The sequence below is a fragment of the Halomonas meridiana genome (assembly GCF_009846525.1).
Taxonomy (GTDB): Bacteria; Pseudomonadota; Gammaproteobacteria; order Pseudomonadales; family Halomonadaceae; genus Vreelandella.
The window spans coordinates 3,408,832-3,432,610 of the sequence record NZ_CP024621.1; the positions used below are offsets into that span (position 1 = coordinate 3,408,832).

The 23,779-nt window shown below is 57.5% G+C and carries 23 protein-coding genes; 10 read left to right on the forward strand and 13 right to left on the reverse strand.

Going from position 1 to position 23,779, the window contains the following annotated elements; all coding sequences use genetic code 11:
- Nucleotides 1–4: 4 nt before the first annotated feature.
- Nucleotides 5–901 (reverse strand): amino acid ABC transporter substrate-binding protein, encoded by an 897-nt coding sequence (locus CTT34_RS16185; protein ID WP_159343341.1) that lies wholly within the window; start codon nucleotides 899–901, stop codon nucleotides 5–7.
- Nucleotides 891–2,336, reverse strand: a complete 1,446-nt coding sequence (locus CTT34_RS16190; RefSeq protein ID WP_159343342.1) for a GGDEF domain-containing protein — start codon at nucleotides 2,334–2,336, stop codon at nucleotides 891–893. Before CTT34_RS16190 ends, CTT34_RS16185 begins: the two co-directional genes overlap by 11 nt.
- A gap of 303 nt (nucleotides 2,337–2,639) precedes the next feature.
- On the opposite strand from CTT34_RS16190, the gene CTT34_RS16195 reads away from it, so the two are divergent.
- Nucleotides 2,640–3,113 carry a YbaK/EbsC family protein gene (locus tag CTT34_RS16195; protein ID WP_159343343.1) on the forward strand — a complete coding sequence of 158 codons (474 nt, stop codon included), beginning with the start codon at nucleotides 2,640–2,642 and terminating at the stop codon, nucleotides 3,111–3,113.
- A 121-nt stretch (nucleotides 3,114–3,234) separates the two neighbouring features.
- Here CTT34_RS16195 and CTT34_RS16200 read toward each other — a convergent pair whose 3' ends face one another.
- Both CTT34_RS16200 and CTT34_RS16205 read right to left on the reverse strand, forming a co-directional pair.
- On the reverse strand, nucleotides 3,235–3,687 hold the full coding sequence (locus tag CTT34_RS16200) for a rhodanese-like domain-containing protein (protein WP_159343344.1): 453 nt from the start codon (nucleotides 3,685–3,687) through the stop codon (nucleotides 3,235–3,237).
- Nucleotides 3,688–3,697: 10 nt separating this feature from the next.
- Nucleotides 3,698–4,144 carry a GNAT family N-acetyltransferase gene (locus CTT34_RS16205; protein ID WP_390620241.1) on the reverse strand — a complete coding sequence of 149 codons (447 nt, stop codon included), beginning with the start codon at nucleotides 4,142–4,144 and terminating at the stop codon, nucleotides 3,698–3,700.
- Nucleotides 4,145–4,242: 98 nt separating this feature from the next.
- Between CTT34_RS16205 and pdxR the strand changes: the two genes are divergently transcribed.
- From pdxR to CTT34_RS16220, 3 genes are all read left to right on the forward strand, one after another.
- Nucleotides 4,243–5,721, forward strand: a complete 1,479-nt coding sequence (gene pdxR, locus CTT34_RS16210; protein WP_159343345.1) for a MocR-like pyridoxine biosynthesis transcription factor PdxR — start codon at nucleotides 4,243–4,245, stop codon at nucleotides 5,719–5,721.
- A 162-nt stretch (nucleotides 5,722–5,883) separates the two neighbouring features.
- Nucleotides 5,884–6,624, forward strand: coding sequence for a phosphatidylcholine synthase (pcsA, locus tag CTT34_RS16215; protein ID WP_302476119.1), 741 nt, complete (start codon nucleotides 5,884–5,886; stop codon nucleotides 6,622–6,624).
- Nucleotides 6,624–7,232: a DNA-3-methyladenine glycosylase I gene (locus CTT34_RS16220; protein WP_159343346.1), complete on the forward strand. Its 609-nt coding sequence runs from the start codon at nucleotides 6,624–6,626 to the stop codon at nucleotides 7,230–7,232. The genes pcsA and CTT34_RS16220 overlap by 1 nt, the downstream gene beginning before the upstream one ends.
- 20 nt (nucleotides 7,233–7,252) lie before the next feature.
- Here CTT34_RS16220 and CTT34_RS16225 read toward each other — a convergent pair whose 3' ends face one another.
- A complete protein-coding gene (locus CTT34_RS16225; protein ID WP_159343839.1) occupies nucleotides 7,253–8,695 on the reverse strand; it encodes an aminotransferase-like domain-containing protein in 1,443 nt (480 codons plus the stop codon).
- Between the two features lie 167 nt (nucleotides 8,696–8,862).
- On the opposite strand from CTT34_RS16225, the gene CTT34_RS16230 reads away from it, so the two are divergent.
- Entirely contained in the window at nucleotides 8,863–9,072 is a 210-nt protein-coding gene (locus CTT34_RS16230) for a DUF1127 domain-containing protein (protein WP_159343347.1), read from the forward strand.
- A 22-nt stretch (nucleotides 9,073–9,094) separates the two neighbouring features.
- On the opposite strand, the gene CTT34_RS16235 is transcribed toward CTT34_RS16230, so the two are convergent.
- From CTT34_RS16235 to hmuQ, 4 genes are all read right to left on the reverse strand, one after another.
- On the reverse strand, nucleotides 9,095–9,715 hold the full coding sequence (locus tag CTT34_RS16235) for a TetR/AcrR family transcriptional regulator (RefSeq protein WP_159343348.1): 621 nt from the start codon (nucleotides 9,713–9,715) through the stop codon (nucleotides 9,095–9,097).
- A gap of 113 nt (nucleotides 9,716–9,828) precedes the next feature.
- On the reverse strand, nucleotides 9,829–11,325 hold the full coding sequence (locus tag CTT34_RS16240) for a CoA-acylating methylmalonate-semialdehyde dehydrogenase (protein WP_159343840.1): 1,497 nt from the start codon (nucleotides 11,323–11,325) through the stop codon (nucleotides 9,829–9,831).
- A gap of 30 nt (nucleotides 11,326–11,355) precedes the next feature.
- Nucleotides 11,356–12,636, reverse strand: coding sequence for an omega-aminotransferase AptA (aptA, locus tag CTT34_RS16245; RefSeq protein ID WP_254436497.1), 1,281 nt, complete (start codon nucleotides 12,634–12,636; stop codon nucleotides 11,356–11,358).
- Nucleotides 12,637–12,894: 258 nt separating this feature from the next.
- Entirely contained in the window at nucleotides 12,895–13,197 is a 303-nt protein-coding gene (gene hmuQ, locus CTT34_RS16250; RefSeq protein WP_044630196.1) for a heme-degrading protein HmuQ, read from the reverse strand.
- A 112-nt stretch (nucleotides 13,198–13,309) separates the two neighbouring features.
- On the opposite strand from hmuQ, the gene CTT34_RS16255 reads away from it, so the two are divergent.
- Nucleotides 13,310–14,890, forward strand: a complete 1,581-nt coding sequence (locus CTT34_RS16255) for a cryptochrome/deoxyribodipyrimidine photo-lyase family protein (RefSeq protein ID WP_159343350.1) — start codon at nucleotides 13,310–13,312, stop codon at nucleotides 14,888–14,890.
- A 261-nt stretch (nucleotides 14,891–15,151) separates the two neighbouring features.
- Here the strand turns inward: CTT34_RS16255 and CTT34_RS16260 are convergent, their stop codons facing one another.
- From CTT34_RS16260 to CTT34_RS16275, 4 genes are all read right to left on the reverse strand, one after another.
- Entirely contained in the window at nucleotides 15,152–15,946 is a 795-nt protein-coding gene (locus tag CTT34_RS16260; protein WP_254436406.1) for an SIR2 family protein, read from the reverse strand.
- A 471-nt stretch (nucleotides 15,947–16,417) separates the two neighbouring features.
- Nucleotides 16,418–17,689: a 4-aminobutyrate--2-oxoglutarate transaminase gene (gabT, locus tag CTT34_RS16265; RefSeq protein WP_159343842.1), complete on the reverse strand. Its 1,272-nt coding sequence runs from the start codon at nucleotides 17,687–17,689 to the stop codon at nucleotides 16,418–16,420.
- Between the two features lie 11 nt (nucleotides 17,690–17,700).
- Nucleotides 17,701–19,152, reverse strand: a complete 1,452-nt coding sequence (locus tag CTT34_RS16270; protein WP_159343351.1) for an NAD-dependent succinate-semialdehyde dehydrogenase — start codon at nucleotides 19,150–19,152, stop codon at nucleotides 17,701–17,703.
- A gap of 29 nt (nucleotides 19,153–19,181) precedes the next feature.
- A complete protein-coding gene (locus CTT34_RS16275) occupies nucleotides 19,182–20,597 on the reverse strand; it encodes an APC family permease (protein WP_159343352.1) in 1,416 nt (471 codons plus the stop codon).
- Between the two features lie 234 nt (nucleotides 20,598–20,831).
- Between CTT34_RS16275 and CTT34_RS18510 the strand changes: the two genes are divergently transcribed.
- The 4 genes from CTT34_RS18510 (at nucleotide 20,832) to CTT34_RS16290 (ending at nucleotide 23,771) form a co-directional block, all read left to right on the forward strand.
- Nucleotides 20,832–21,512: a GntR family transcriptional regulator gene (locus CTT34_RS18510; protein ID WP_254436407.1), complete on the forward strand. Its 681-nt coding sequence runs from the start codon at nucleotides 20,832–20,834 to the stop codon at nucleotides 21,510–21,512.
- Nucleotides 21,491–22,249 carry an aminotransferase class I/II-fold pyridoxal phosphate-dependent enzyme gene (locus CTT34_RS18515; RefSeq protein ID WP_254436408.1) on the forward strand — a complete coding sequence of 253 codons (759 nt, stop codon included), beginning with the start codon at nucleotides 21,491–21,493 and terminating at the stop codon, nucleotides 22,247–22,249. The genes CTT34_RS18510 and CTT34_RS18515 overlap by 22 nt, the downstream gene beginning before the upstream one ends.
- A 74-nt stretch (nucleotides 22,250–22,323) precedes the next feature.
- Nucleotides 22,324–23,019, forward strand: a complete 696-nt coding sequence (locus tag CTT34_RS16285; RefSeq protein ID WP_217352972.1) for a transglycosylase SLT domain-containing protein — start codon at nucleotides 22,324–22,326, stop codon at nucleotides 23,017–23,019.
- Between the two features lie 11 nt (nucleotides 23,020–23,030).
- Nucleotides 23,031–23,771 carry a sulfite exporter TauE/SafE family protein gene (locus CTT34_RS16290; RefSeq protein WP_159343353.1) on the forward strand — a complete coding sequence of 247 codons (741 nt, stop codon included), beginning with the start codon at nucleotides 23,031–23,033 and terminating at the stop codon, nucleotides 23,769–23,771.
- Nucleotides 23,772–23,779: the final 8 nt, after the last annotated feature.

Genomic DNA, 23,779 nt, shown 5'->3' on the forward strand with positions numbered 1-23,779 from the left:
CTCCTTATTCGGCCGCCTCTGGGTGCTCGAACGTAGCCGCCAGCTCTTCACTTAATGGTAGGCCAATCACCCGGTTGTCAGGCGGTATGGGCTGCAGAAACCAACGATCGTATAGCGCATGAATCGCACCGCTTTGGTAGTAGGCATACAGCGCGTCATTGACCATGTCGGCAAATACCGGATCTTCGAGCGGCATCATTAAGCCGTAGGGCTTGGGTTCGCTGATCGCTTCTTCTGAAATATGAAAACGCTCGGGGGACGCCGCACTGGTGATCAGGCTTGCCAGCAAAACCTCGTCCATCACGAACGCAGCGGCCTGCTCGTTTGCAACCATGGCGAACGCCTCGTCGTGGCTACGGCTGAGCATGACGGCGAGGTTCAGGCCGTGATGGCGGTTGAGGGCGTTGAGCTGCTCGATGTTGATCGTTCCCGTCGTCGACACCACGCTTCGACCCGCGAGATCCGCCAGTGTCTGCATCGCGTTGTCCGCGAGAGCCACGTAGCGTGTGGCGGTATAAAAGTGAGGATAGGTAAACGCAGCCTGTGCGAGACGCTCCGGCGAGCGTGTGGTCACACCGCACTCGAGGTCGATCTCACCATGGCGCAGCAGAATGAACCGATTGACGGGGGTGACCGGTACGAAACGGACCTCGAGCGGCATGCCGCCCAGCCGCTGCCGTAGGCTCGCTACCACTGCCATACACAGATCCACGGAGTAGCCAGCGGGCCGCCCATCGACCACGTAAGAGAAAGGGATCTCGTGGCTGCGGTGGCCAAGCGTAATGACTTGACGTTGTGCGATTCGCGACAGAGTAGGCGATGCCTCAAGGTCAACAGGCCCAGCACTGGCGACCTGACTCGTCAGCGCCAGAGCCAACCAGACGCCGGTTTTAGCCGTCATACGGTTTGGCACCCATGGTCATGTCAGGGTTGAAGACTGCATAGCGGCCACGCCCCATGGCTTTCGCAGTATACAGCGCCACGTCGGCGCTACGGAGTAGTGAGTGGCTGCTGTTGCCATCTCGTGGCGCCAGCGCAATGCCCACGCTCACACCGATACGCACTTCATGGCCATCGATGGAGAACGGCTTTTGCAGGGCGTCGACCAGTTGGCGGGCGAGTTGCTTGGCTTCGGCCAAGGCATCGCGGTGGGCATACTGGATGATCGAGAATTCGTCTCCATCCAGCCGAGCGACGAGATCGCTCTCCTCCAGCAGCGCCTGCACGCGCTGGCTCGCGTCCACCAGCAAGGTATCGCCCGCCGCATGGCCGAGCGTATCGTTCACTGCCTTGAAGCGATCGAGATCAAAGAGCATGACATTGAAGGACGCCCCGTGGGGAACCTGAGTGACCGCTTCCTGCAGCACATCATTGAACTGTGTGCGATTCGGCAGTTTGGTCAGGGCGTCATGATGCGCCAAGTGCTGGTAGCGTAGTGCCTGCTCCTTGACTTCCAAAAGCTGCTCACGCTCTTCCACTTTTTTGCGCAGCGCTTCGATGGCCTGTGCCATACAGCCAATTTCATCACTACGCCACGTGTAAGGGGTGGCGCGCCCCGTCTCGTTCTGGGCAATATGGGTGAGTGCACGTATCAAACGCGGCACCGGTCTAAACAGCTGGTTCATCAACATACTGATCAAAAGCGCCGTGGCGAGCAGCACCACCCCCAAGGACGCCGCAACTTTCAAGATCAGCTCACGGTGTACTTGATACAGCTCACTCTTCAAGCCAATGCTCGACACCACGACGCCATGCAGGTCGCCTTGTGGGCTAATGATGGGCAGGGAACTGACGAAGTGCTCCTCGTCACCAATACGGGCAAACCCCACATAAAATGCGTTGGCTAAGGAGCTGCGACCTACCTCAGAGGTGGTGGGAAACAGCATGTCTCCCGTGGTGCTGTTAAAGGCATCCGCGACCGGCGCGAGACGGTCGTTATCCGTCAATGCAAAGAGCCAAACGTTGTGGCGCGTTTGGGCGCTGGCCAGTGCCAATACGTCGATGGGGCTAAAGCCAGTGCTCAGCACCGAATCTTCATCGCCAATTGGCCGTGCCGCCACCAACTGTGTCACTTGCCCGGTTGGGTCGGTTCGCACCGCTACGGACGTATAAATACGTCGGATGGTGGCACTGACAATCTGCGCATTGACCTGCGCCTCACGGCTCCACTGATCCCGAGCGCTACGCTCGACCATGGTAAAACCCAGCATAGCGCCCATGAGATACGCAAAAATCACGCCTAACAGCATGAAGATGGCGACTTTACCCACCACCGTACGGTGCCAAGGAAGCGTAGCTTTTGAGTTCAGCGCGTTGTCAGCCTTTACCTCTTGCATGCAGCATGTGTCCTTCCATCGGCGTTCTAGCCATCTGCATCGGTGCGTTTAGCGACCAACATCTTGAAATGACATTTCTCACCTCTCAGCAACAGCTGCAGGCTTTTAGTTGTTTAATAAACTACCACCAAATGACCTCTATATAAGCACACTATTTAAACGTTTTATCTATGAGCCATTTCGTTTTTCTGGCATAACTTTTGCGCAACTAAGCCAACCGCTCGAAGCGGTTATCTCAACCTCACTTGGCTAGCTAGCGGAAGACACGCTAAGTTACTACTTCATATTACCAAGGAGCCCATCATGAGCATCGAGACCGTTCGCCAGTTTTTTGCCGAGCACGCGCCAGAGGTAGCCATTGAAGAGCTGGAAACAAGCACGGCGACCGTACAGCTCGCCGCCGAGGCTCACGGTGTCGCCCCTGGGCAGATTGCGAAAACATTGGCGTTTAAAGTAGGCGAGAAACCGCTGCTGATTGTGGCCAGTGGCGATGCACGGATCGATAACCGCAAAATCCGCGATACCTTCGGCGGCAAAGCTAAAATGCTCGATGCTGACACCGTGATGGAACTGACCAGTCATCCGGTGGGCGGAGTATGCCCGTTTGGGCTAGCGACGGATCTCCCCGTCTATTGCGACGAATCCCTACACGCATTCGATGAAGTGCTGCCCGCGGCGGGATCACCGAATAGCGCGGTGCGTTTAAGCCCCAAGCAGTTGGCCGAGCTGGCTGGTGCCCAGTGGGTGGACGTGTGTAAGTTGCCGGAAATGACTTAGCTTTTCTCATCGCGGCAAGCACTCATAAAACGATGGAAAGCCTTAGAAGGGCACATAAGTGAAGCAAAACCGAGAGCTATTTTTCAGGCTCGGCCGCATGCCGAGCCTGTTCCCTGCCGCACTAGCAGCCGCAGTCAATAGCGCCAGATTTTGCCAGGCTCCCCACCTGGCTTCCTATTTCGATAGGGTGTTGATCACGGCGCCAAAAATCCAACCCGCCCAATAGCTCTTTGACCTGAAGCCCTGCACTCGAGAGCTTCCAAGCACCTTTGGTTGAACCATTACAGCCAATACCGTCGCAGTAGGCGATATAAACAAGGTTTTTATCGAGTTCAGCTAAGCGCGATGGCGTCATTTCCTTGTGCGGCAAACTGATCGCTCCAGGAATATGTCCAGCACAATATTGCTCGAAACTTCGAGTATCAACCACCTTGATGCTAGCCACACCTTTTGCCAAATCCTGTGCCACATCCCAGGCATCGGTGTGGTAACAGAGCTTGTCATACATGGCGGCAGCCATTAAATCCGGCGTAGCGCAAGGAAAGGCAAGTACGGCAGAGTGGGGCTCGCTCATTTTATGCTCCTTATTTGATATCCAATAAATAGCCGTAAAAAGCGGTATTGCGTTGCCACCCCAATGACTCATAAAGGTGTTGAGCACGCTGGTTTTCTACTTGTGTCATGAGTATCAAACGTGCCACACCGTGCTCCCGGGCTAACTGGGTAGCTGCTTCCATCAACGCTTTACCAGCACCTTGATCACGGTAGTTAGGCAGAACAAATAAATCATTCAACGTCCAGCGAGCATTCAAGCCTACCGTTGAGACACCAGGATACATCTGCACAAACCCCGTCAGTGCGCCGTCATCACTTTCACTAACCAGAATATATGAGTCCCCTAGTCCCATACGCTGCTCTAAAAAAAGTCGTGCTGCCTCAATATCACTTTGCTGACTATAGAACTGCCGATAGCCATCCAATAATCCACTGAGCACTTCCAAGTCACTCATTACCGCCGGGCGAGTTTTCATGATGACAACTACTCCTATATGCAGATGGTGATATGAGGAAGTTTGCCGCTATAGTGGTCTGTTAGTAAGAGCCAATTACTACCAAATCGAGGGAACCAGTGAAACAACGTGATGCCGCGAGCGACTGGATTGCAGAAGCGCTAGCGCTAAGGCTGAAAGTCGATAAAAAGCTTACACTTGTTCAGCAGCTTTACTGCGCGCTCAAAGAGTGGATTCAGCATGGCGAGCTAGCGGCAGGCGACCTGCTTCCCTCCTCCCGCCACCTTTCGGGCATGCTCGGTATTAGCCGCAATACGGTGCTAGCGGCCATGGACCGGCTCTTGGCTGAAGGGTTATTAAGCGCTCACCAAGGAGCAGGCCTTTATGTAGCGAGGCTGCCAACCATTCTTCCCAGGGCGGAGATTGCCTCACCGTTACCAGTCCGCTATTCGTCTAGAGGGCAAAGACTATTGAAGTTGGGTGAAACACTCAGTAATGGTCATCACGCCTTTGCACCCGGCGTACCGGCTCTTGACTTGTTTCCCCGCGAACAATGGCAACGTCTTTTACGGCGTCACTACCATCACGCAGAAATGGGATGGATGGATTATCAAACAGGCGGAGGGCTGCCTGAACTCAAGGCTGTTCTCTGTGACTACCTGAGACTCTCCCGTGCGGTACGATGCCAGCCAGAGCAGATTGTCATTACCCAAGGTGCTCAGCAGGCGTTTGAATTGATTACCCAGCTGCTTACTGATCATGGCGATAGTATGTGGATGGAAGAGCCTGGTTACGGGGGAGCACAAGCTTGCTTTTTGGCTGCAGGCTTGTCGATAACGCCCGTTCCCGTAGACGAACAGGGGCTCAACCCGTCACTTGCTCCTGCGAATTCACCACCACCTCGACTTATCTATGTGACACCGTCTCATCAATACCCCATTGGCGTCACTATGCCAACGCCCAGACGATTGGCATTACTTGATCATGCTTCCCATGCGGGTAGTTGGATTATCGAAGACGATTACGATAGTGAGTTTCGATACGATACGCCGCCCACGCCTTCACTACAGGGGCTCGCAGCACAGACATCGGTTATTTATGTGGGCACCTTCAGTAAGGTGCTTTATCCCGGCCTACGCCTAGGCTATCTCGTGCTGCCCGATACACTCGCTGAAGCGTTCAAGCTCGCTCATGCTCGGCTACATCGTGAAGGCAACTACCCTGTACAGTCGGCACTTGCTGAATTTATTGCCAATGGGCACTTCTCTCGCCATATTTCCCGCATGCGAAGCGCCTATCGCCAGCGGCAAGCCTGCCTACGCCAAGCACTGGCACCAGCAGTTACCAAAGGGCTTAAGCTATCCGAGGGGCATGCGGGAATGCATTTATTGGCCACGCTTCAAAGCGCCGAAGAAGAAGCCTTACTCGTCAAGAGCGCCAATGAATCAGGCCTAACACTTTCTCCACTTTCCCGTTATTACTTATCTGGTAAAAAGCATCCCGGTTTAGTGCTTGGCTATGCAGGCTCAACGGAAGACCAACTGCTAGAGTCAGGACGATGGCTCAGTGACGCCTACCTATCCATTAGAAATAATTGATATTAACTTCTTCAACATGTCTGTCACTCAGTGAGGATTAATCAACCCCAGCTGTTCTATCATCGTATTTCCTGACGGCTTTCTTATAGTAGTGTATCGTCTTTTGAACGTTTATTAATCAATCCAACAGCAAGGGGACGACGCGTTCCCACTGGGGTTACCGTGGTCCAATCACTCTCTACTCAAACTGAATCCCGAGCACCGATTTACAAAGCTTGGAGTGTCCATGTCTTCACCGCCAGCGGCGTGCTGCTTGGCACGATGGCGCTGCTAGCGCTGGTTGATAACAACCCGGTGGCCTGCCTGCTCTGGCTGGGGGCAGCGATGATGATCGATGGCATTGATGGCACTCTGGCGCGCAAATATGAGGTGAAGTCCGTACTGCCCCACTTCGATGGTTCCACGCTGGATATGGTGATTGATTACCTCACCTGGGCCTTTATCCCCGCGCTGTTCATTTACTACTTCATTGAATTGCCACCCTATTTAGGGCTGATCTCCGTTTTTATCATTTTGCTGTCGTCGATGTTCTGTTTCTGCAACGTCGATATGAAAAGCCAGGATAATTACTTCGTAGGCTTTCCCGCCGCCTGGAACATTGCCGCCGCCTATTTTTACATTCTTGATTTACCGCCACTGCTGACGTTTGGCGCGATACTCGTCCTGGCGATGCTGACCGTGACGAAAATGAAGTTTTTGCATCCGTTTCGAGTGCGTCTATTTATGCCGCTCAATATCGCTGTGACGCTGCTTTGGTGTGGCTGCGCGACCTCGTTAATCCTTTCAGCCCCTGATCAAGCTGCCTGGGCACTATGGGGCTTAGGATTGACCTCTGCTTACTTCGCCGGCATGTGCCTTTGGCGCACGGCCCAGGAGTGGTTCGACGGGCAGGAGGCGCGCTAATGGCCAACGCTTTTATCGCTCCCGATGGTCACCCACGCTGCCAGTGGTGTGGCGGAGCAGCGGAGTTTCTGCCCTACCACGACCATGAGTGGGGCTTTCCCGTTGCCGATGACCAGCGGCTGTTTGAAAAGCTCTGCTTGGAGAGCTTTCAGTCAGGCTTAAGCTGGCGCACGATTTTGAACAAGCGCGAGAATTTCCGCGCGGCTTTCCACCACTTCGACTTCAATAAAGTCGCCGGTTTTGACGAAGAGGACGTGCAGCGCTTACTGCAAGATGCGGGCATTATTCGCCACCGCGGTAAGATCGAAGCCACCATCAATAACGCGCGTTGTGCGCAGGAAATGGTGGTTCAAGAAGGCTCGCTAGCGGCGTTTTTCTGGCGCTATGAACCGGATAGCGCTTCTCTGCCTGCCCCACAAACGCAAACCACATCGCCGGAATCTATCGCGTTAGCAAAAGATCTTAAAAAGCGCGGCTGGAAGTTTTTCGGCCCCACCACCGCGTTTGCGTTTATGCAGGCCATGGGGCTGATCAATGATCACTCGTTGAACTGCGTCACGCGCGAACGCGTTGAACAGGCGCGCGCAGCGTTTCAGCGGCCTTCATAAGCGGGCGCGAAAGGGGCTTCTTATTTGATAGCGAGTGAGCATTCACCTACCTCGCTGAGCATCTCACTCGCTAGCTCGCCTACCGTGCGCACCGCTTCTTCCATCGCAGGCGTTAAGGTAAACGCGTAGTTCAACCGCAAGCACTGGCGAAACTTACCCGAGGCCGAGAACAGCGCCCCCGGCGCCACATGGATGGCGTGTTGCGCTAAGCGCTCGTTAAGGCGCACACAGTCGACATCCGCCGGTAGCTCTACCCAGAGTAAAAAGCCCCCTTGCGGATAACTAATGCCCGACCCTTTCGGAAAGTAGCGCTGCACCCAGCTAATCATGATATCCCGCTGGCGTTGATACTGGCGGGAAACAGCGCGTAGATGACGCTCAAAATGGCCCTTGGCGACAAACTCCGCCACGGCCAATTGCGGCAACGTGGCAGACGCGCCGGTGGAGACGTACTTCATATGCAGCGCCTTTTCCCGGTAGCAGCCAGGGGCCAGCCAGCCCACGCGCAGGCCCGGCCCTAAGGTTTTCGAGAAACCGCTACACAGCAGCACGCGCCCATCCGTATCAAAGGATTTAATCGTTAGCGGCCTGGGTTGGGTGTATGCCAAATCCCCATAAATATCATCTTCAATAATGGCCACATCAAACCGTTGGGCAAGCTGATAAAGCGCCCGCTTACGCGCTTCCGGCATGGTGTAGCCCAACGGGTTGTTATAGGTGGGCGTGACCTGAATAGCGCGAATAGGCCACTGCTCCAGCGCCAGCTCTAACGCTTCCAGGCTGATGCCGGTTTGCGGGTCGGTGGGAATCTCCAGCGCCTTTAAACCGTTGGCTTTCAGTATCTGCATGGTGCCGTAGAAACTGGGCGAATCTACCGCCACCACATCGCCAGGCTGGGTAAGCGTACGCAGCGCAATGGAGAGTGCCTCCTGGCAGCCGGTGGTAATCAACACATCATCAGGATGCAGCAGGCAGCCAGATGCCACCGCCAAGCGCGCCACCTGTTGGCGCAGTTCAGGGCTACCGCTAAGTTTGTCGTAATTAAAGCCGTGCAGATCGTTACTACGGTGCAGCCCGGCGAGGATTTTCGACAATGGCTTTAACGACGCTACCTCAAGATTGGGCACACCGCGCCCAAGCAGCAGCCGTTTGTCGTCTCGCTGGGTAGCTACCAGCTCTAGCACTTGGTCCCACTGGGAGACATCCAGCGGGCACTGGGCTGGTCGCGAAACAGAGGGCAAAACGGAGGGAATACGACACGGCAGCACGAAGTAGCCCGACTTTGGCCGCGACTCAATCAGCGCGGCGTCCATGAGTTGGCGGTACGCTTCTTGCGCCGTTGAGATACTCACATTCAGCTCTTGGCAGACCGCGCGAATAGAGGGTAACCGGTCGCCCACGCGATAAATCCCGTGCTCAATCCGCTCCCGTAACGTTGCCGCCACCTCTTCATAACGCGTCATCACGCCCACCCCCGCTCGGTTCATCTGCCATACAGAAGGCATCTCGTTTCGCCATACAGAGGTATAACACGCCCCATCTGTATCGTAAAAATAAAAAAACCTATATCTGTATTGCGACTAACAGTCTGCGTAACCTGATCAGGCACCCCACCGCTCGGAGAGCCGCCATGCCACGCTTCAGCCTCACTCAGCTTCGTTACCAGCTAAGCCGCTACCAACAGCGCCGCCGCAGCCGTCGGCAGTTGCTCACGCTAGATGACCACTTACTGAAAGATATTGGCCTCACCCGTGAACAGGCCTGCCAGGAGGGAAAACAAACGTTTTGGAAACCAAAGCACCAAAATAAGAGAGCATTAACAACGCAGCGCCGCGATTAAATGCTTAGGACACCAGCGCCCACTAAGCCGTCAGCCCAATGCCTCTTAAAATCACCGAGGTCACCGACTGCACGGCTTTTTCAAACTGTAAGTCGTCCAGCGGTTTGTCGTCGTTCAGCAGTGAAATTTGGTAGTCGAAGTCCGCGTAGTGCTGGGTGGAGGCCCAGATCATGTAAAGCAGGTACGAAGGTTCGACGGGGTTGATTTGGCCGGAATCGACCCATTCGCGGATTTTCGACTCTTTCAGTTTGGCCCATTCATAGAGGTTATCGCGCAGGCGCTCTTTGAGCATCGGGGCACCCTGCATCACTTCAGCGGCCCACACTTTGGAGCCGTGGGCGCGGTTGCGGGAGTGGTTCATCTTGGCGCGAATGTAGGTGGAGAGCACCACTCGGGGGTCGTCGTACAGCTCAAAGCAGAGCGCGTCCTGCTTCCATAACTCTAATAGCGCCAGCAATACCTCTTGATAGAGTACTTTCTTAGTGGCGAAATAGTAGTGCACGTTGGACTTTGGCAGGTCGGCTAACTGGGCAATATCGCCCATGGAGGCACCGGCGTAGCCTTTTTCGGCAAACAACTGCTCCGCCGCCTGAAGGATCTTTTTGACGTTCGTTTGCCGAATTTCGTCCTGTGTTCTCGCCACGCTGGTATCCCTTTGCAACCCTGACCGCTCATAATACGCACCAAAAAATACACCACCGCCCAACAATGATGCAGGCGGTGGTGCAGTGAAGATGGCGCAGTTAGCGCATCGCGTCAACGCTGGTTAGTAGGAAACGAGAACTCCGCCCGGGTGGCTTCGCTGACGGAAGGCCAGCGCTGGGAAACCGCCTTGCGGCGAGTGTAGAAGCGCACCGAGTCTGGGCCATAGGCGTGAAGGTCGCCAAACAGCGAGCGTTTCCAGCCGCCAAAGCTATGGTAGGCCACCGGCACGGGCAGCGGTACGTTCACCCCCACCATGCCGACCTCGATACCGTCGGTGAAACGCCGGGCGGCTTCGCCATCGCGGGTAAACAGGCAGGTGCCGTTGCCGTATTCGTGGTCGTTAATCAGCTGCATAGCATCGTCCAGGCTGCCGACCCGTACCACGCAGAGCACTGGCCCAAAGATCTCTTCCTGGTAAATGCGCATCTCAGCGGTGACGTTATCGAACAGGCAGCCACCCACAAAGTAGCCCTCCTCATGGCCAGCCACGGTCAGGCCACGGCCATCCGCTACCAGCGAAGCGCCAGCGTTCACGCCATCTTCAATAAACCCAAGCACTTTATCGCGATGCTCTGCAGTGACCAGCGGGCCCATATCCAGGCCTTTATCGGTACCCGGCCCCACCTTCAGCTGAGCGATTTTGGGCAGAATGGTTTCCACTAACCGGTCGGCGGTCTCATCGCCTACGCATACCGCTACCGAGATCGCCATACAGCGCTCGCCGCAGCTGCCGTAGGCGGCACCCATCAGGGTGTTGGCGGCGTTTTCCAGGTCGGCATCCGGCAGAATCACCGCGTGGTTCTTCGCCCCGCCCAGGGCCTGAACGCGCTTGCCCGCTGCCGAACCACGGGAATAAATCGCTTCCGCTACGGGTGTGGAACCCACAAACGAAATGGCTTTCACGGCTTTGGCATCCAAGAGTGTTTCCACCGCTTCGCGACCGCCGTGAATGACGTTCATCACACCTTTGGGCAGCCCCGCTTCTTGCAGCAGTTCAGCCACGGCCATGGCCGCTGATGGGTCTTTTTCAGAAGGCTTTAGAATAAAGGTGTTACCGCAGGCAATCGCCATCGGGTACATCCACAGCGGCACCATGGCGGGGAAGTTAAACGGGGTAATACCCGCGACCACGCCCAGCGGCTGGAAGTTAGACCACGCATCAATGCCCGGCCCCACGTTGTGGGAGTACTCGCCTTTTAACAGCTCCGGCACGCCACAGGCGTACTCGACATTCTCAATGCCGCGCTTCAGCTCGCCCATGGCGTCTTCGACCGTTTTGCCATGCTCTTCGCTGACCAGTTGCACGAGGCGGTCCGCGTGCTCTTCCAGCAGCTGCTTAAAGCGGTACATCACCTGGGCGCGCTTGGCGGGCGGCGTATCGCGCCAGGCAGGAAAAGCAGCTTGAGCAGCGGCAATGGCGCGCTCCACATCCGCCGCGCTGGCATCCGCCACGTGGCGAATAACCTTGCCCGTAGAAGGGTTGGTGACGTCCAGCGTGCGCTGGCTTTCCACTAGCTCACCGTTAATCAGGTGGGAAACAACGCTCATCATGAAACTCCAAAACAGGGTTGGCCAGGGTTACGCCAGTGAATCCAGGGTGGTCGCAACGGCATCGAACAAACGCTCAAGCTCGGCTTCCGTAGTGCCAAAGGGAGGGCCGAACTGCAGGGTGTCGCCGCCGTAGCGCACGTAGAAGCCTGCTTCCCAAAGCGCCATATGCGCATCGCGAGGGCGAATGGTGGGGTCGCCGTTGCGCGGCGCTAGCTGAAGGGCACCGGCCAAACCGTAGTTGCGAATATCGACAATGTGGTTGTGGCCTTTTAAGGCGTGCAGCTTCTGCTCGAACACCGGAGCGATAGCATTCACCTGAGCGGGGAAGTCTTCGCGCTCCATCATCTCCAGCGCCGCCAGCCCCGCCGCGCAGGCCACGGGGTGGGCGCTATAGGTGTAGCCGTGGGGGAATTCAATAGCGTGTTGGGCACCGCCTGCGTGCATAAAGGTGTCGAAAATCTCGCCAGTGGCAATCACCGCCCCCATGGGGATCGCGCCATTGGTGATCTGCTTGGCCACGTTCATGATATCCGGCGTGACGCCAAACGCCTCGGCCCCGGTAGTCGCCCCACTGCGGCCAAAGGCGGTAATGACTTCATCAAAAATCAGCAGAATATCGTGGGCGGTGCAGATCTCCCGCAGCCGATCCAAATAGCCTTTTGGCGGCACAATCACACCCGCCGAACCCGACATCGGCTCCACAATCACCGCTGCAATGGTAGAGGCATCGTGAAGGGCGATTTGATCCAGCAGCGCATCGGCCAGCTCTGCGCCGGTTTCCGCTTGGCCACGGGTGTACGCATGGCCCGCCTGCAGGGTGTGGGGCAGGTGCGTCACGTCCATCAACTGGCCGTAGTGCTTACGGTTACCGCCAATACCGCCCAGGCTGGTGCCACCAATATTCACGCCGTGGTAGCCCTTGGCGCGGCCGATCATGCGGGTTTTTTCCGGCTTACCTTTTAACCGCCAGTAGGCCTTGGCCATCTTGACCGAGGTATCGGCGGCTTCAGAACCGGAGTTGGTGAAAAACACGTGATCCAGCCCGGCAGGCGTTAAGCTCGCGACCTTCTCCGCCAGTTTGAATGCCAACGGATGGGCAATCTGAAAACCGGGGGCAAAATCCAGCGTACCGAGCTGCGCCGCCACGGCTTTTTGGATCTCTTCACGGTTATGGCCTGCCCCGCAGGTCCATAGGCCAGAGAGCGAATCAAACAGCTTGCGCCCCTGGTCATCAATGTAATAACGCCCTTCCGCCCCGGCAATCATGCGCGGGTTGGCGCGGAAATCGCGGTTCGCGCTGAACGGCATCCAGAAGTGCTGGTTGAGGGCGGTGCCCTGCTCATCGGCGGGGTGCGTGTGGGAAGTCGTGCGGTCTTTTAATCCGCTTTTTAGTCCGCTTTTTAATCCAAACATAGTGGCCAAGCTCCATCGCTAGAAGGCATGGGTTCAGCATGGGCCAGCCACCACGTTTATAAAATCCAACATTTCTTGAGTTCACGTTAAACGTTATTAACGTGAACCAACGTCTGCTACCGCACCGGCAACGGTGCGGTGCTCATAAATGACTTACAACACCACCTCAAACCCCTCAAACTTAGGCGGGCCAAGGTAGATGCCTTCTGGCGCTTTGGCGTTGGCGTGGGCTTTGCGGAAGGCCTCCGATTTCGTCCAGGCGCGGAAGGCCTCTTCGGACTCCCACACGCTGTGGGAGATAAACACGGTGTGGTCTTCCTGGCTTTCGCCCTGCAGCATTTGAAACTGCTTGAAGCCCGGCACTTCGTCCAGGTGGGAATCGCGGTTGCGCCATACCTCTAGAAAATCCTCTTCGCGGCCTGGGGCAATCCGAAAACGGTTCATAGCAATATACATAGTGGCTCTCCTGTGAGGCGGGTGTGACTCAGTTGGTTACGCAAACAATCGCTTGATGGTAACGTCATCACTGCATCACGAATAGATAAGTGACGAACAGGCGTTACGGCTAATGGCTCAGGCACCCCTTCAGGTCGTTTGGTTCAAACGCGATTTGCGCATTCACGATAACGCACCGCTGGCCAACGCCGCAGCGGCGGGCCCGGTGCTGCCGCTATTTGCCATCGAGCCTGAGCAGTGGCAAGCACCCGACAGCGCCTTGCGCCACTGGCAGTTTGCCGCCGATTCACTGGTTGACCTTGCCCAAGCGCTCAACACGCTGGGCTTGCCGCTCTGCTTGTGGCAGGGCGATATGGTGGAGTGCCTAGCCGCGCTCAAAGCCCACTACGGCGAACTGGTGCTGCACTCCCACCAAGAGACCGGTAACGCCTGGAGCTTTGAGCGCGACCAGCGCGTTCAAGCGTGGTGCCATGCCCACCACGTGCCCTGGCAGGAAGCCCGCCAGCAGGGTGTGATTCGTGGGCTGAGTAGCCGCACGGGGCATCAATCCCGCTGGGAAAGCCACTGGGAAGCGCTGATGGCCGCCCCCACCTACCCCGCCCCTCAAGCAGCGGTGGCCGCACACGATTGGGAAGCGTTTCACCACGTGGATATAACGCAGCTGCCCTCGCTTACTTTGGGGTTCGATACCACGCCCTGCCCCCAACGCCAGCGGGGTGGGCGCAGTGAAGGGCGCGCGCTGTGGCTGAGCTTTATTACCCAGCGCGGGCGGCGCTATCGCGGCTCGCTCTCTAAGCCGTTACTGGCCTGGGAGTTTGGATCGCGGCTCTCCCCGCACTTGGCCTGGGGCACGCTCTCCATGCGCGAAGTGGTGCAATCCCTGCGCCGCCAGCGGCAAAAGCACGCCGACGACACCGCCTGGGCTCGCTCGCTGCGCGCCTTTACCTCCCGGCTCTACTGGCACTGCCACTTTATTCAGAAGCTGGAGAGCGAACCCAGCATCGAGCATCAAACGCTGCACCCGGCGCTGCGCGGCCTGCGGGAGCGCGACCCGGAACACCCGCATCTGATCGCCTGGAAGCGCGGCCAAACCGGCGTGCCGTTGGTGGATGCCTGCATGCGCAGCCTGACTGCCACCGGCTGGATCAACTTCCGCATGCGCGCCATGCTGCTCTCCCACGCCACCTTTGGCCTGGGGCTGCACTGGTACGAACCTGCACTGCACTTGGCTCGGCTGTTCACCGATTTTGAGCCCGGCATTCACTACCCCCAAGTGCAGATGCAAGCAGGCGCCACGGGCACCAACGCCATGCGGGTCTACAACCCGATCAAGCAAGCAGAAGATAACGACCCCACCGGCGAGTTTATTGCCCGCTGGGTACCCGAGCTTTCGCCCCTACCCATGGAATGGCGTGCCAAGCCCTGGGCACTACCGGAAAGCCTGCAGAAACGCTTCGGCTTTCAACCGGGCGTCGACTACCCCACTCCCAATGATTTTGAAGCCGAAGCGCGCCACTGGAAGAAGCTGCTCTATGAACTGCGCCGCACGCCGGAAGCGAGGGATGCCAGCCAAGCGATTGTGGAGAAGCTGGCTAGTCAGCGGCGGCCGCCTGTCCGGCGGGCTACAAAAGCGAAATCCGCCAATCGCCAGCAGCTTTCGCTGTTTGATGAAGGCGGAGTGGAGGATAAGTAGCTGTTACGCTTAGACAGGGATCACTAATTTCTTCGACAGAAGGCGTGTCTGAATAGTGAAAAATCGCGGCATAGCATCTGCCCGATTAGAAGGCCCCTGTTGTTCTCAATATTGCTAATATTCTTATCGAACTGCTTTAGTAATGCCGCCCTTCTGCGTCTCGTTTGAGGAACGACCGTCATGTGCTTAGGAGTTGGTAAGGAAGTCCCTCACGCCAGTGTAATAGGCGCGAGCTGGTGAGCGTCCTAATTGACGCACTTGTTAAGACCAATACAAACATCTATGTACTGATTTCGTTATTTCCCACACCGAGGTATCGAAGCTTTTATCTACAACAGTAACATTATCGAAATTATTTGCAGTTACCCAATCAATGGTGTCCTGTGGATATGGATCTACTATCAATAGGTTAGGCCGTGCTTGAACGATCGGCTCCCATATATGAGTGTCATGAGATATGTATTTTACTCCCACTAAAACAACCAGCCTGGATGACGCAATAAGCTCTGAATATTTTTGTTGTGTATTCTGAATAAGATTTCTATTTACTACTACACGCTTACCTTTCGCATACATCGCCAAAACAGGACTCAAATCCGAGTTCTTAGGATCATCGCACCAAGCTTGTACTTCTTTGGCAGTCGATGCAGCTTTTGTTTTGAGGCCCTCAAAATACGACCCACAACCACTCATTGTATTCCCCGAAAACACCATGCCATTTGGTATTTGAGGTAGGAAGTTCGAAGATCCGTGCGGCTTGAGTAAACTAACCCCTTTATTTTCAGCATTGTAATCAACGTTAAGACCGTGGCTAGCGAGAGATTGCTCTATCAGCAGATCATAATTTAAGGTTGTTATGCTGATCTGCCCTATACAGCTACGTAGTTTATTAAATAAGCGTACGTAAGCATTGTCAGGCCTGATGGAAAATTTCGATAAATAACAGGCTAACTCTTTCTGCAATGGATTGATGACTCTGCTGTTATCTGCCACCGTAGCCATACCAGCTTCAAATCCATCAGCTCTAAAAACTGACTTTGAAGACACATCGAGCATAGAAAATGCACCATTCAATCCTTCTAGGTCATTGAATAGGTCATTACCTAAAGGAGGATTTTTTGGAAGGCAGCCTCCTGATCCAAAACTTGCTCCTGCACCAAAAATTAGACTTACCAGAGCTCCCTCCTTTGCCTAAAAGGCACTTAACAGGTATCAGACAGCGCGTCTAACGACTGGACGAACACGCCGGCATGATTGTCCGATCAATGTCGCCTGCCAAACTTTTCCAGCCCATTGATTCGTTTGCCAATTAATTTGCATCAGGCTGGATATCAACAGCTCGCGCTTCTGCTGCATTTCCAGGCACATTCACTTTGGGTGCCTACCTGACCAAATCCAGCTTAGCACAAGGTACTGAGAGCGACTGACGATCATAGCATTAGGCTTTCAACGCCCACAAAAAACCCGCCCATCGCCAACAGCTTACACTGCCTGACGACGGGCGGGCTTAGTACTACCTAAACGCTACTAGCTAAGCGCTTCCAAAGACTGCTCAATAATACTCAACCCTTCTTCCAACACCGCAGACGAGACCGTCAGCGGTACCAGAATGCGGATGCTGTTGCCGTAGAAGCCACACGAAAGCAGGATTAGGCCTTTTTCGCGGGCTTTGGCGCAGAGCGCGCCGGTCATCTGCGGGTCGGGCTTGCCGTCGCTGTTGAGCAGTTCGAACGCGGCCATGGCGCCGAGCTGGCGGCCGTGGGCGACGGCGGGGAAGCGCTCTTCCCAGACCGCGAAGCGTTCGGCCAACATTTTGCCCATCTGCTCGCTGCGGGCCAGGATGTTCTCTTCTTCGATGGCTTCGATCACCGCCAGGGCCGCTGCGCAGGAGAGCGGGTTGCCGCTGTAGGTGCCGCCCAGAGAGTTGGGGCCGGAGGCGTCCATCACCTTGGCGGTGCCGACCACGGCAGAAAGCGGCATGCCGTTGGCAAGGCTCTTGGCGGTGGTGAGAATATCCGCTTCGATGCCGCTGTGTTCTAGGGCAAACAGCTTGCCGGTGCGGGCAAAGCCGGACTGCACTTCGTCGGCGATCAGCAGAATGCCGTATTCGTCGCACAGGGCGCGCAGGGCTTTCAGGTAATCCGGCGAGGCGATATAGAAGCCGCCTTCGCCTTGTACCGGTTCAATCACGATGGCCGCCGTGCGGTGCGGGGCGATATCGGTTTTGAACAGCGTGCGAATGGCATTCAGCGAGGCTTCTTCGCTGATGCCGTGCAGCGGGTTGGGGAACGGTGCGCGGAACACGTCGCCCGGCATCGGGCCGAAGTCGTTCTTGTAGGGCAGCACCTTGCCGGTCATCGCCAGGGTCATCATGGTGCGGCCGTGGAAGGCACCGTCGAAGGTGATGATGCCGGTGCGGCCAGTGGCGGCGCGGGCAATCTTCACGGCGTTTTCCAGCGCTTCGGCACCGGTGTTCACCAGCATCGCTTTACGCTCCGGGCCGCGCACCGGGGTGAGTTCGCAGAGCTTTTGGCACAGCTGCACGTAGGGCGCGTAGGAAATGACCGCTGCGCTGGTGTGCATGACCTTCTTGAGCTGCGCTTCGACCGCCGCGACGATTTTCGGGTGGCGGTGGCCCAGGTTGAGCACGCCGATGCCGCCCGCGAAGTCGATCCAGCGTTTGCCGTCGGCGTCCCACAGCTCGGCGTTTTCGGCACGCTCGGCAAACTGGGTGGTCGGCGTGGCGGCACCGTTGGCCACGAAGCGGTTTTTCAGGTCGTTCAATTCTTGGTTAGTCATCATCGTTCTCTTTATAAACCGCCAACGCAGACGTATTTCAGTTCAGTAAATTCATCGAGGCCGTGGTGGGAACCTTCACGGCCCAGCCCGGACTCTTTCACGCCGCCAAACGGCGCAAGCTCGGTGGAAATCAGCCCTTCGTTCACACCCACCATGCCGTACTCCAGCTGCTCCATGGTGCGCCAGATGCGGCGGTAATCCGTGGCGTAGAAGTAGGCGGCCAGGCCAAATGGGGTGTCGTTGGCCATGGCGATGGCTTCTTCATCGCGCTGGAAGCGGAACACCGGCGCGACCGGGCCGAAAGTCTCTTCGTCGGCGACGGCCATTTGAGTGGTCACATCCGCCAACACCGTGGGAGTAAAGAAGCGATCACCCGCCGCGTGGGGCTGGCCGCCACACAGCAGGCGCGCGCCTTTGCTCACCGCGTCGTCGACATGGCGCTGCACTTTATCCACGGCGGCTTGGTTGATCAGCGGGCCGATGATGCTGCCTTCTGTCAGGCCGTCACCCACGTTGAGCGCGTTCACGCGCTCGGTGAGCTTCGCGACGAAGGCATCGTAAATGCCGTCCTGTACCAGGAAGCGGTTGGTGCACACGCAGGTTTGCCCGGCGTTGCGGAACTTGGAGGCGATGGCTCCGTTCACAGCGGCGTCCACATCGGCGTCGTCAAACACGATGAACGGCGCGTTGCCGCCCAGCTCCATGGCGGTTTTCTTCACCGTACTGGCGCACTGGGCGAGCAGGTGTTTGCCCACCGGGGTAGAACCGGTAAACGACACCTTGCGCACCCGAGGGTCGGTAGTGAGTACCTCGCCCACGGCGGCGGGTTTGGAAGCGGTAACCACGTTGATAGTGCCTGCAGGCAGGCCCGCTTCCAGCGCCAGATAGGCGGCGGCCAGCGCGGTCAGCGGCGTGGCTTCGGCGGGTTTGATGACCACGGTGCAGCCAGCGGCCAGGGCCGGGGCGCATTTGCGGGTAATCATCGCCAGCGGGAAGTTCCACGGGGTAATCGCCGCGACCACGCCAACCGGTTCGCGCAGTACCAACAGGCGCTTGTCCGCGCCGTGGCTGGGCAGGGTTTCCCCCGCCATGCGCTTGGCTTCTTCGGCAAAGAACTCGATGAATGAGGCGCCGTAGGTCACTTCGCCTTTGGCTTCCGCCAGCGGCTTGCCCTGCTCTAGGGTCATCAGGCGGGCTAGGTCATCGGCGTGCTCATTAATCAGCTCAAACCAGCGGCGCAGCAGCGCGGAGCGCTGTTTCACCGGGGTGGCGCGCCACGCGGCACCGGCTTCATAAGCGGCAGCCACGGCGTCGCGGGTGTCGTCGGCGCTTAAATCTGCCACGTGGGCAATGGTCTCGCCGGTGGCGGGGTTGTCCACCGCGAAGGTCTGCTGGCCCTTGCGCCACTGCCCGCCCACCAGGGCCGGTACGGCATCGTGCAACCACTGTTCGATAAAGCTCATAGCGTGCTCCTTTAAAGTGTTGGAACGGCTTACAGGTCAGCCATCATGTGTTGGTCGCTGTAGGCGCGGCCGTAGGTGCGCAGGGCGTGGATGTACAGCCCCACCCCCAGCAGCGACCAGCCCGCGAAGATCGACCACTCAGCGCCGCTCAGGGCCGCCGGGCTACCGGGCAGGTAGAGGCACGCCATGCCGAAGGAGAGCACGACCGCCAGTGTGCCGCACAGCTTGCCGTGGCGAATGCGGAACGGGCGCGGCATATCCGGCTCACGAACCCGCAGCACCACAAAGGAGATGGCCACGAACAGGTAGGCAATCACGATGCCTAGGCCACCGGCGTTGACGATCCACACCAGCGCGGGGCGGCCGAAGAACGGAGCGATACAGGAGAGAAAGCCCATCAGGAAGATAGCGTTAGTGGGCGTTTTATAGCGCGGGTGCAGCTTGGCAAACGGCGCAGGCAGCATGCCCGCACGGGCTAGGGCGTAGATCGCCCGGGAACCGCCGATGTAGAAGGCGTTCCAGCTGGTGATGATGCCCGCAATACCGGCCAGTATCATTAAGTTGCTGGCCCAGGGGGCGTTGAACAGGCTGCCCATGGCATCCGGCACGCTCAGGGAACTTGCCGCCAGCTCGGTGCTGTTCAGGGCAAGGCTGGTGGCCAGAATGATCAGCGCGTACCACACCACTGCCAGAATGACCGACATCATCAGCACTTTGCCGATGGCTTTGTAAGGCAGGTTAATCTCTTCAGCGGCTTGGGGAATGACGTCAAAGCCCACGAACAGGAACGGCACCATGACCAGCACCGCGACAATGCCCGCCACCACGCCGGTATCGGCCTGGGTGAACAGCGGCATCATGTTGATGGTTTCGCCTTCAAACAGCGCGCCCGTGACAAACAGCACGCCAACCAGCAAAATCATGCCGGTCACGACTTTCTGGATCAGCGCGGCGGTGGTCACACCGAAGTAGTTGATAATCATCATGGCGAGCGAGCCGCCAACACCGACGGCCACCCACGTCGCTTTGACTTCCCAGCCCGCGATGGTCCATAAGTGGCCAACCGCATAGTTCGGCGCTAGGTGCTCAATCACGGTGGGCAGCGCCACGGCTTCAAAGGCCACCACGCTTAAATAGCCTAAAATAATTGCCCAGGTGCATAAAAAAGAGGGTAAGTGACCCAGGGCGCGGTAGCTGTAAACATGCTCGCCGCCCACTTTGGGCATGGCGGAGGCCAGCTCGGCGTAGGTCAGGCCCACCATGATGATCGCTAAACCGCCGACGATAAACGCTAAGATAGCGCCTACGCTGCCAGCGGATTGAATCGCAGTGCCGGTTAATACAATCCAGCCCCAGCCAATCATCGCGCCGAAGGCGAGGGCTAATACGTCGCCGCGGGCCAGTACCCGGACGAGCTTATCCTGTTCAGAAGAGGGAGTGGTCATCGCACAGTATCCTGCAGGTTATTGGATGTTGTCGTTGGCGCTCTGTGGCGCAGTATCCTGATTCCAGTGACGGAATAGTTACACGCTAGCAGGCGGCGGTCAGAACGCGAATGCACCACTTTGGCGTTCGACTAGACCACTTTTTCAACGCACCAAATAAGTGCATAGCTGACATAATGCTTTCGTCTAAACGCCTGATAGCAGCGGGCTTCACGCGGAAAAGGGGGCGTTGATATGGATCGCCAGCAGGTCTTGCACCAATTTATGCAACTTTATGCACTCCAACCGGAGCGGCTAAGTAAGCAGGTCCGCATTGAGCAGGCGCTGCGCCAAGCCATTACGCAGCAGTGGCCCAGCGGGCTGCGTTTGCCTTCTCATCGGGTGTTGGCCGATGCCATTCAGGTGGCGCGGCAAACCCTGGCCTTAGCGATTGGCACGCTGTTGGAAGAACAGTTGCTGACCACCGCCCACGGCCAAGGCACCTGGACCTGCAAGCCGGTAACGCCCCCACCCGATGCCCCTGCCAATGTGCAGCTATCACAGCGCGCCCAGCGGGTGCTGCAAGGCCCTGGGGCCAGCATGATTCAGAGCGGGGCCTTCGTGCCCGGCATTCCCGATATCGCTCAGTTCCCCATGCGCAAGTGGCGTCAGCTCTACGCCAGCGTGACGGTGCCGCAAAATGCGCTGCTGCTCTCCTACTCCACCGGCGGCTACGGCCCGCTAAAACGGGCGATTCGTGATTTTCTGGCCCGCTGGCGGATATTCATTGCGATACTGAGCAGATCATCATTACCGATGGCACCCACAACGGCATCGAGTTGTGCGCCGTCGCCCTGGCGGATGTGGGCGATACGGTGGCCATGGAGTCGCCCTGTTATTGGGGTGCGCGCAACGTGTTTACCGCCGCCGGGCTGAACATCGACATGCTGCCGTGGCGGCCGGAAGCGGGTCATGCCTTACCTGCTACTCCCGGCCCCGTGGCGCTGGCTTACCTTACCGGCTCACACCACTATCCGCTCAGCGTGCCGACCCGCGCCGAGCATAAACAGCGGCTGTGTGAGGCGTTATCGCCCACCTATGTGGTGGAAGATGACTATGAATTTAACCGCGACGACCACCCCAACCTGCTGTTTGATGCCCACTCTGAGCGCCATTTGCTGGTAGGCTCTTTCTCTAAGATGATGTTTCCCGGCCTGCGGCTGGGCTACTTGGTGGTGCCGCGGCATTTGGCAGGGCCCATGAACCGCCTGCGCAGCGAGCTGTTTCGCGAGGGCCGTATGCTGGACCAGGCCGTGCTGGCCCAGTTTATTTTTGATGGTGATTTAGATGCCTGGTGTCGGCGCATTCAGCGGGACTACTTAGGCCGTCAGCAGGTGCTTCACGACCAGCTGCGCTCGCTGCCCCAGGTGCGTTCGGTGTCGGCTCCTAGCAGTGCCATCAGCCTGTGCGTGGAGTTCGAGCCGGGCATTAACGATGTAGCCATCGCGCAATCGTTGCTGAAGGAGCACTTAATCGTGCGCCCATTAAGCCCGGTGTGTGCTTCCTCGGACCCCCGCGTGGGCTTGGTGATGGGGGTGGGCATGCTCTCTGGGGAAACGTTGGTACGCGAGGCTCAGCGCCTGCGCCGCTGCTTGGAGCCGCTGCTGCGCTAAGCGGCCAACGCGCTTTATACGCCAGTACACTACACAAAACGTGAGTAACACGACTTATCCACAAGGACCGTCCTATGCATCGCCCTGTTGATAGCTTTTGGGTCTCTACGCTCTCTTCCGCTGCCTCCTCTTCCACCGCCCAGCTACGCGGGTGGCTGGCCGTCGCTGCCCTACTGCTGCTCTCTGGGTGCGCCACCTTTGCGCCCAGCCCGCCGGAGGATCAGACCAATATCTGCGAGATTTTCCGCGAACAGCCTAGCTGGTACGACTACGCGCAAGCGTCGGAAGAGAAGTGGGGAACGCCCATCGCGACCCAAATGGCGTTTATTCAGCGGGAGTCCTCGTTTCGCAGCCACGTGCGCCCAGACCGCAAATACTACCTTGGCTTTATTCCCGGCCCGCGCCCCTCTTCCGCCAAAGGCTACGCCCAAGCTCAAGACCCGGTATGGGGTGAGTACGAAGACCAAGCGGGCAGCCTGTTTGCCCGGCGCACGCATATGAAACACGCCACCGATTTCATTGGCTGGTACAACGCCCGCACTCGCGCCCAAACGGGCATTTCGCTCAACAATCCTGAGCACCTCTATTACGCCTACCACGAGGGTGCAGGTGGCTATCAGCGAGGCACTTATCGCAGTAAGCCCCAGGTGCTCAATGCAGGCCGCCAAGTGGCGAGCCTTTCCAACCGCTACCAGGCCCAGCTCAACAGCTGCCAAGCAGAGTTTCAGTGCCGCAAGTTCTATCAGGTGTGGCCTTTCTGCCGTAGCTGAGGGCGTCTTTCATGACACTGTTAATGGGATTCGCCTTTGTCGGCGTGGTGTTTTTCACTTCCATGCTCTCCGGCGTATTTGGTATGGCGGGCGGGCTGGTGTTGCTGTGGTTCCTGCTGGTGATATTCCCCGCCAGTACTGCCATGGCCGTGCATGGCGTTATCCAGTTAACGTCCAATGCCTCTCGGGCGTGGCTGTCGCGGCGCTTTATCGTGTGGCGCATTGTGGCACTGATGGCGCTGGGCGTACTCAGCGCGGCAGGGCTTCTGCTGCTGTTTAACTACACGCCCAATGCGGCCACTGTTTCTTTATTGATCGGGCTGCTGCCCATCTTGGTCTGGACGCCCAAGCACTGGTTCCAGCTCGATGCCCATCGCGCCAGCCACGCGTTTTGCTGCGGCATCGCCTCGGGTGGCCTCACGATTGCCGCCGGGGTATCCGGCCCGCTGATCGATATCTTCTTTGTGCGCTCGCAGATGGACCGCCGCCAAGTCGTCGCTACCAAGGCCATGATTCAAGTGGTCGCCCACTCCATCAAAATCCTCTTCTACTTAGGTGCCGCCCTTGCGCTCAGCGTGGGTGAGTGGAGCATCGTGCTACTGGCCGCCCCGTTTGCCATGCTGGGCACCCAAACCGGCACACGGATTCTGCACCGCCTGACCGACGCCAATTTCCGCACCTGGACCCGCTGGATCGTCACCGGCATTGGGGTGTTCTACTTCCTGCAAGGGGTGTACCTGCTCAGCCGCTAAGCGTGGGC

Coding starts and splice junctions, on each gene's coding strand:
- CTT34_RS16200 (WP_159343344.1), bottom strand. CDS start 3,687: ATGAGCGAGCCCCACTCTGCCGTACTTGCCTTTCCTTGCGCTACGCCG.
- aptA (WP_254436497.1), bottom strand. CDS start 12,636: ATGCCGTTCAGCGCGAACCGCGATTTCCGCGCCAACCCGCGCATGATT.
- CTT34_RS16260 (WP_254436406.1), bottom strand. CDS start 15,946: ATGCTCGATGTGTCTTCAAAGTCAGTTTTTAGAGCTGATGGATTTGAA.
- hmuQ (WP_044630196.1), bottom strand. CDS start 13,197: ATGTATATTGCTATGAACCGTTTTCGGATTGCCCCAGGCCGCGAAGAG.
- CTT34_RS16290 (WP_159343353.1), top strand. CDS start 23,031: ATGACACTGTTAATGGGATTCGCCTTTGTCGGCGTGGTGTTTTTCACT.
- CTT34_RS16270 (WP_159343351.1), bottom strand. CDS start 19,152: ATGAGCTTTATCGAACAGTGGTTGCACGATGCCGTACCGGCCCTGGTG.
- CTT34_RS16240 (WP_159343840.1), bottom strand. CDS start 11,325: ATGAGCGTTGTTTCCCACCTGATTAACGGTGAGCTAGTGGAAAGCCAG.
- CTT34_RS16220 (WP_159343346.1), top strand. CDS start 6,624: ATGGCCAACGCTTTTATCGCTCCCGATGGTCACCCACGCTGCCAGTGG.
- CTT34_RS16275 (WP_159343352.1), bottom strand. CDS start 20,597: ATGACCACTCCCTCTTCTGAACAGGATAAGCTCGTCCGGGTACTGGCC.
- gabT (WP_159343842.1), bottom strand. CDS start 17,689: ATGACTAACCAAGAATTGAACGACCTGAAAAACCGCTTCGTGGCCAAC.
- CTT34_RS16285 (WP_217352972.1), top strand. CDS start 22,324: ATGCATCGCCCTGTTGATAGCTTTTGGGTCTCTACGCTCTCTTCCGCT.
- CTT34_RS16255 (WP_159343350.1), top strand. CDS start 13,310: ATGGCTCAGGCACCCCTTCAGGTCGTTTGGTTCAAACGCGATTTGCGC.
- CTT34_RS16190 (WP_159343342.1), bottom strand. CDS start 2,336: ATGCAAGAGGTAAAGGCTGACAACGCGCTGAACTCAAAAGCTACGCTT.
- CTT34_RS16195 (WP_159343343.1), top strand. CDS start 2,640: ATGAGCATCGAGACCGTTCGCCAGTTTTTTGCCGAGCACGCGCCAGAG.
- CTT34_RS18510 (WP_254436407.1), top strand. CDS start 20,832: ATGGATCGCCAGCAGGTCTTGCACCAATTTATGCAACTTTATGCACTC.
- CTT34_RS16225 (WP_159343839.1), bottom strand. CDS start 8,695: ATGACGCGTTATGAAGAGGTGGCGGCAACGTTACGGGAGCGGATTGAG.
- CTT34_RS16185 (WP_159343341.1), bottom strand. CDS start 901: ATGACGGCTAAAACCGGCGTCTGGTTGGCTCTGGCGCTGACGAGTCAG.
- CTT34_RS16230 (WP_159343347.1), top strand. CDS start 8,863: ATGCCACGCTTCAGCCTCACTCAGCTTCGTTACCAGCTAAGCCGCTAC.
- CTT34_RS16205 (WP_390620241.1), bottom strand. CDS start 4,144: ATGAAAACTCGCCCGGCGGTAATGAGTGACTTGGAAGTGCTCAGTGGA.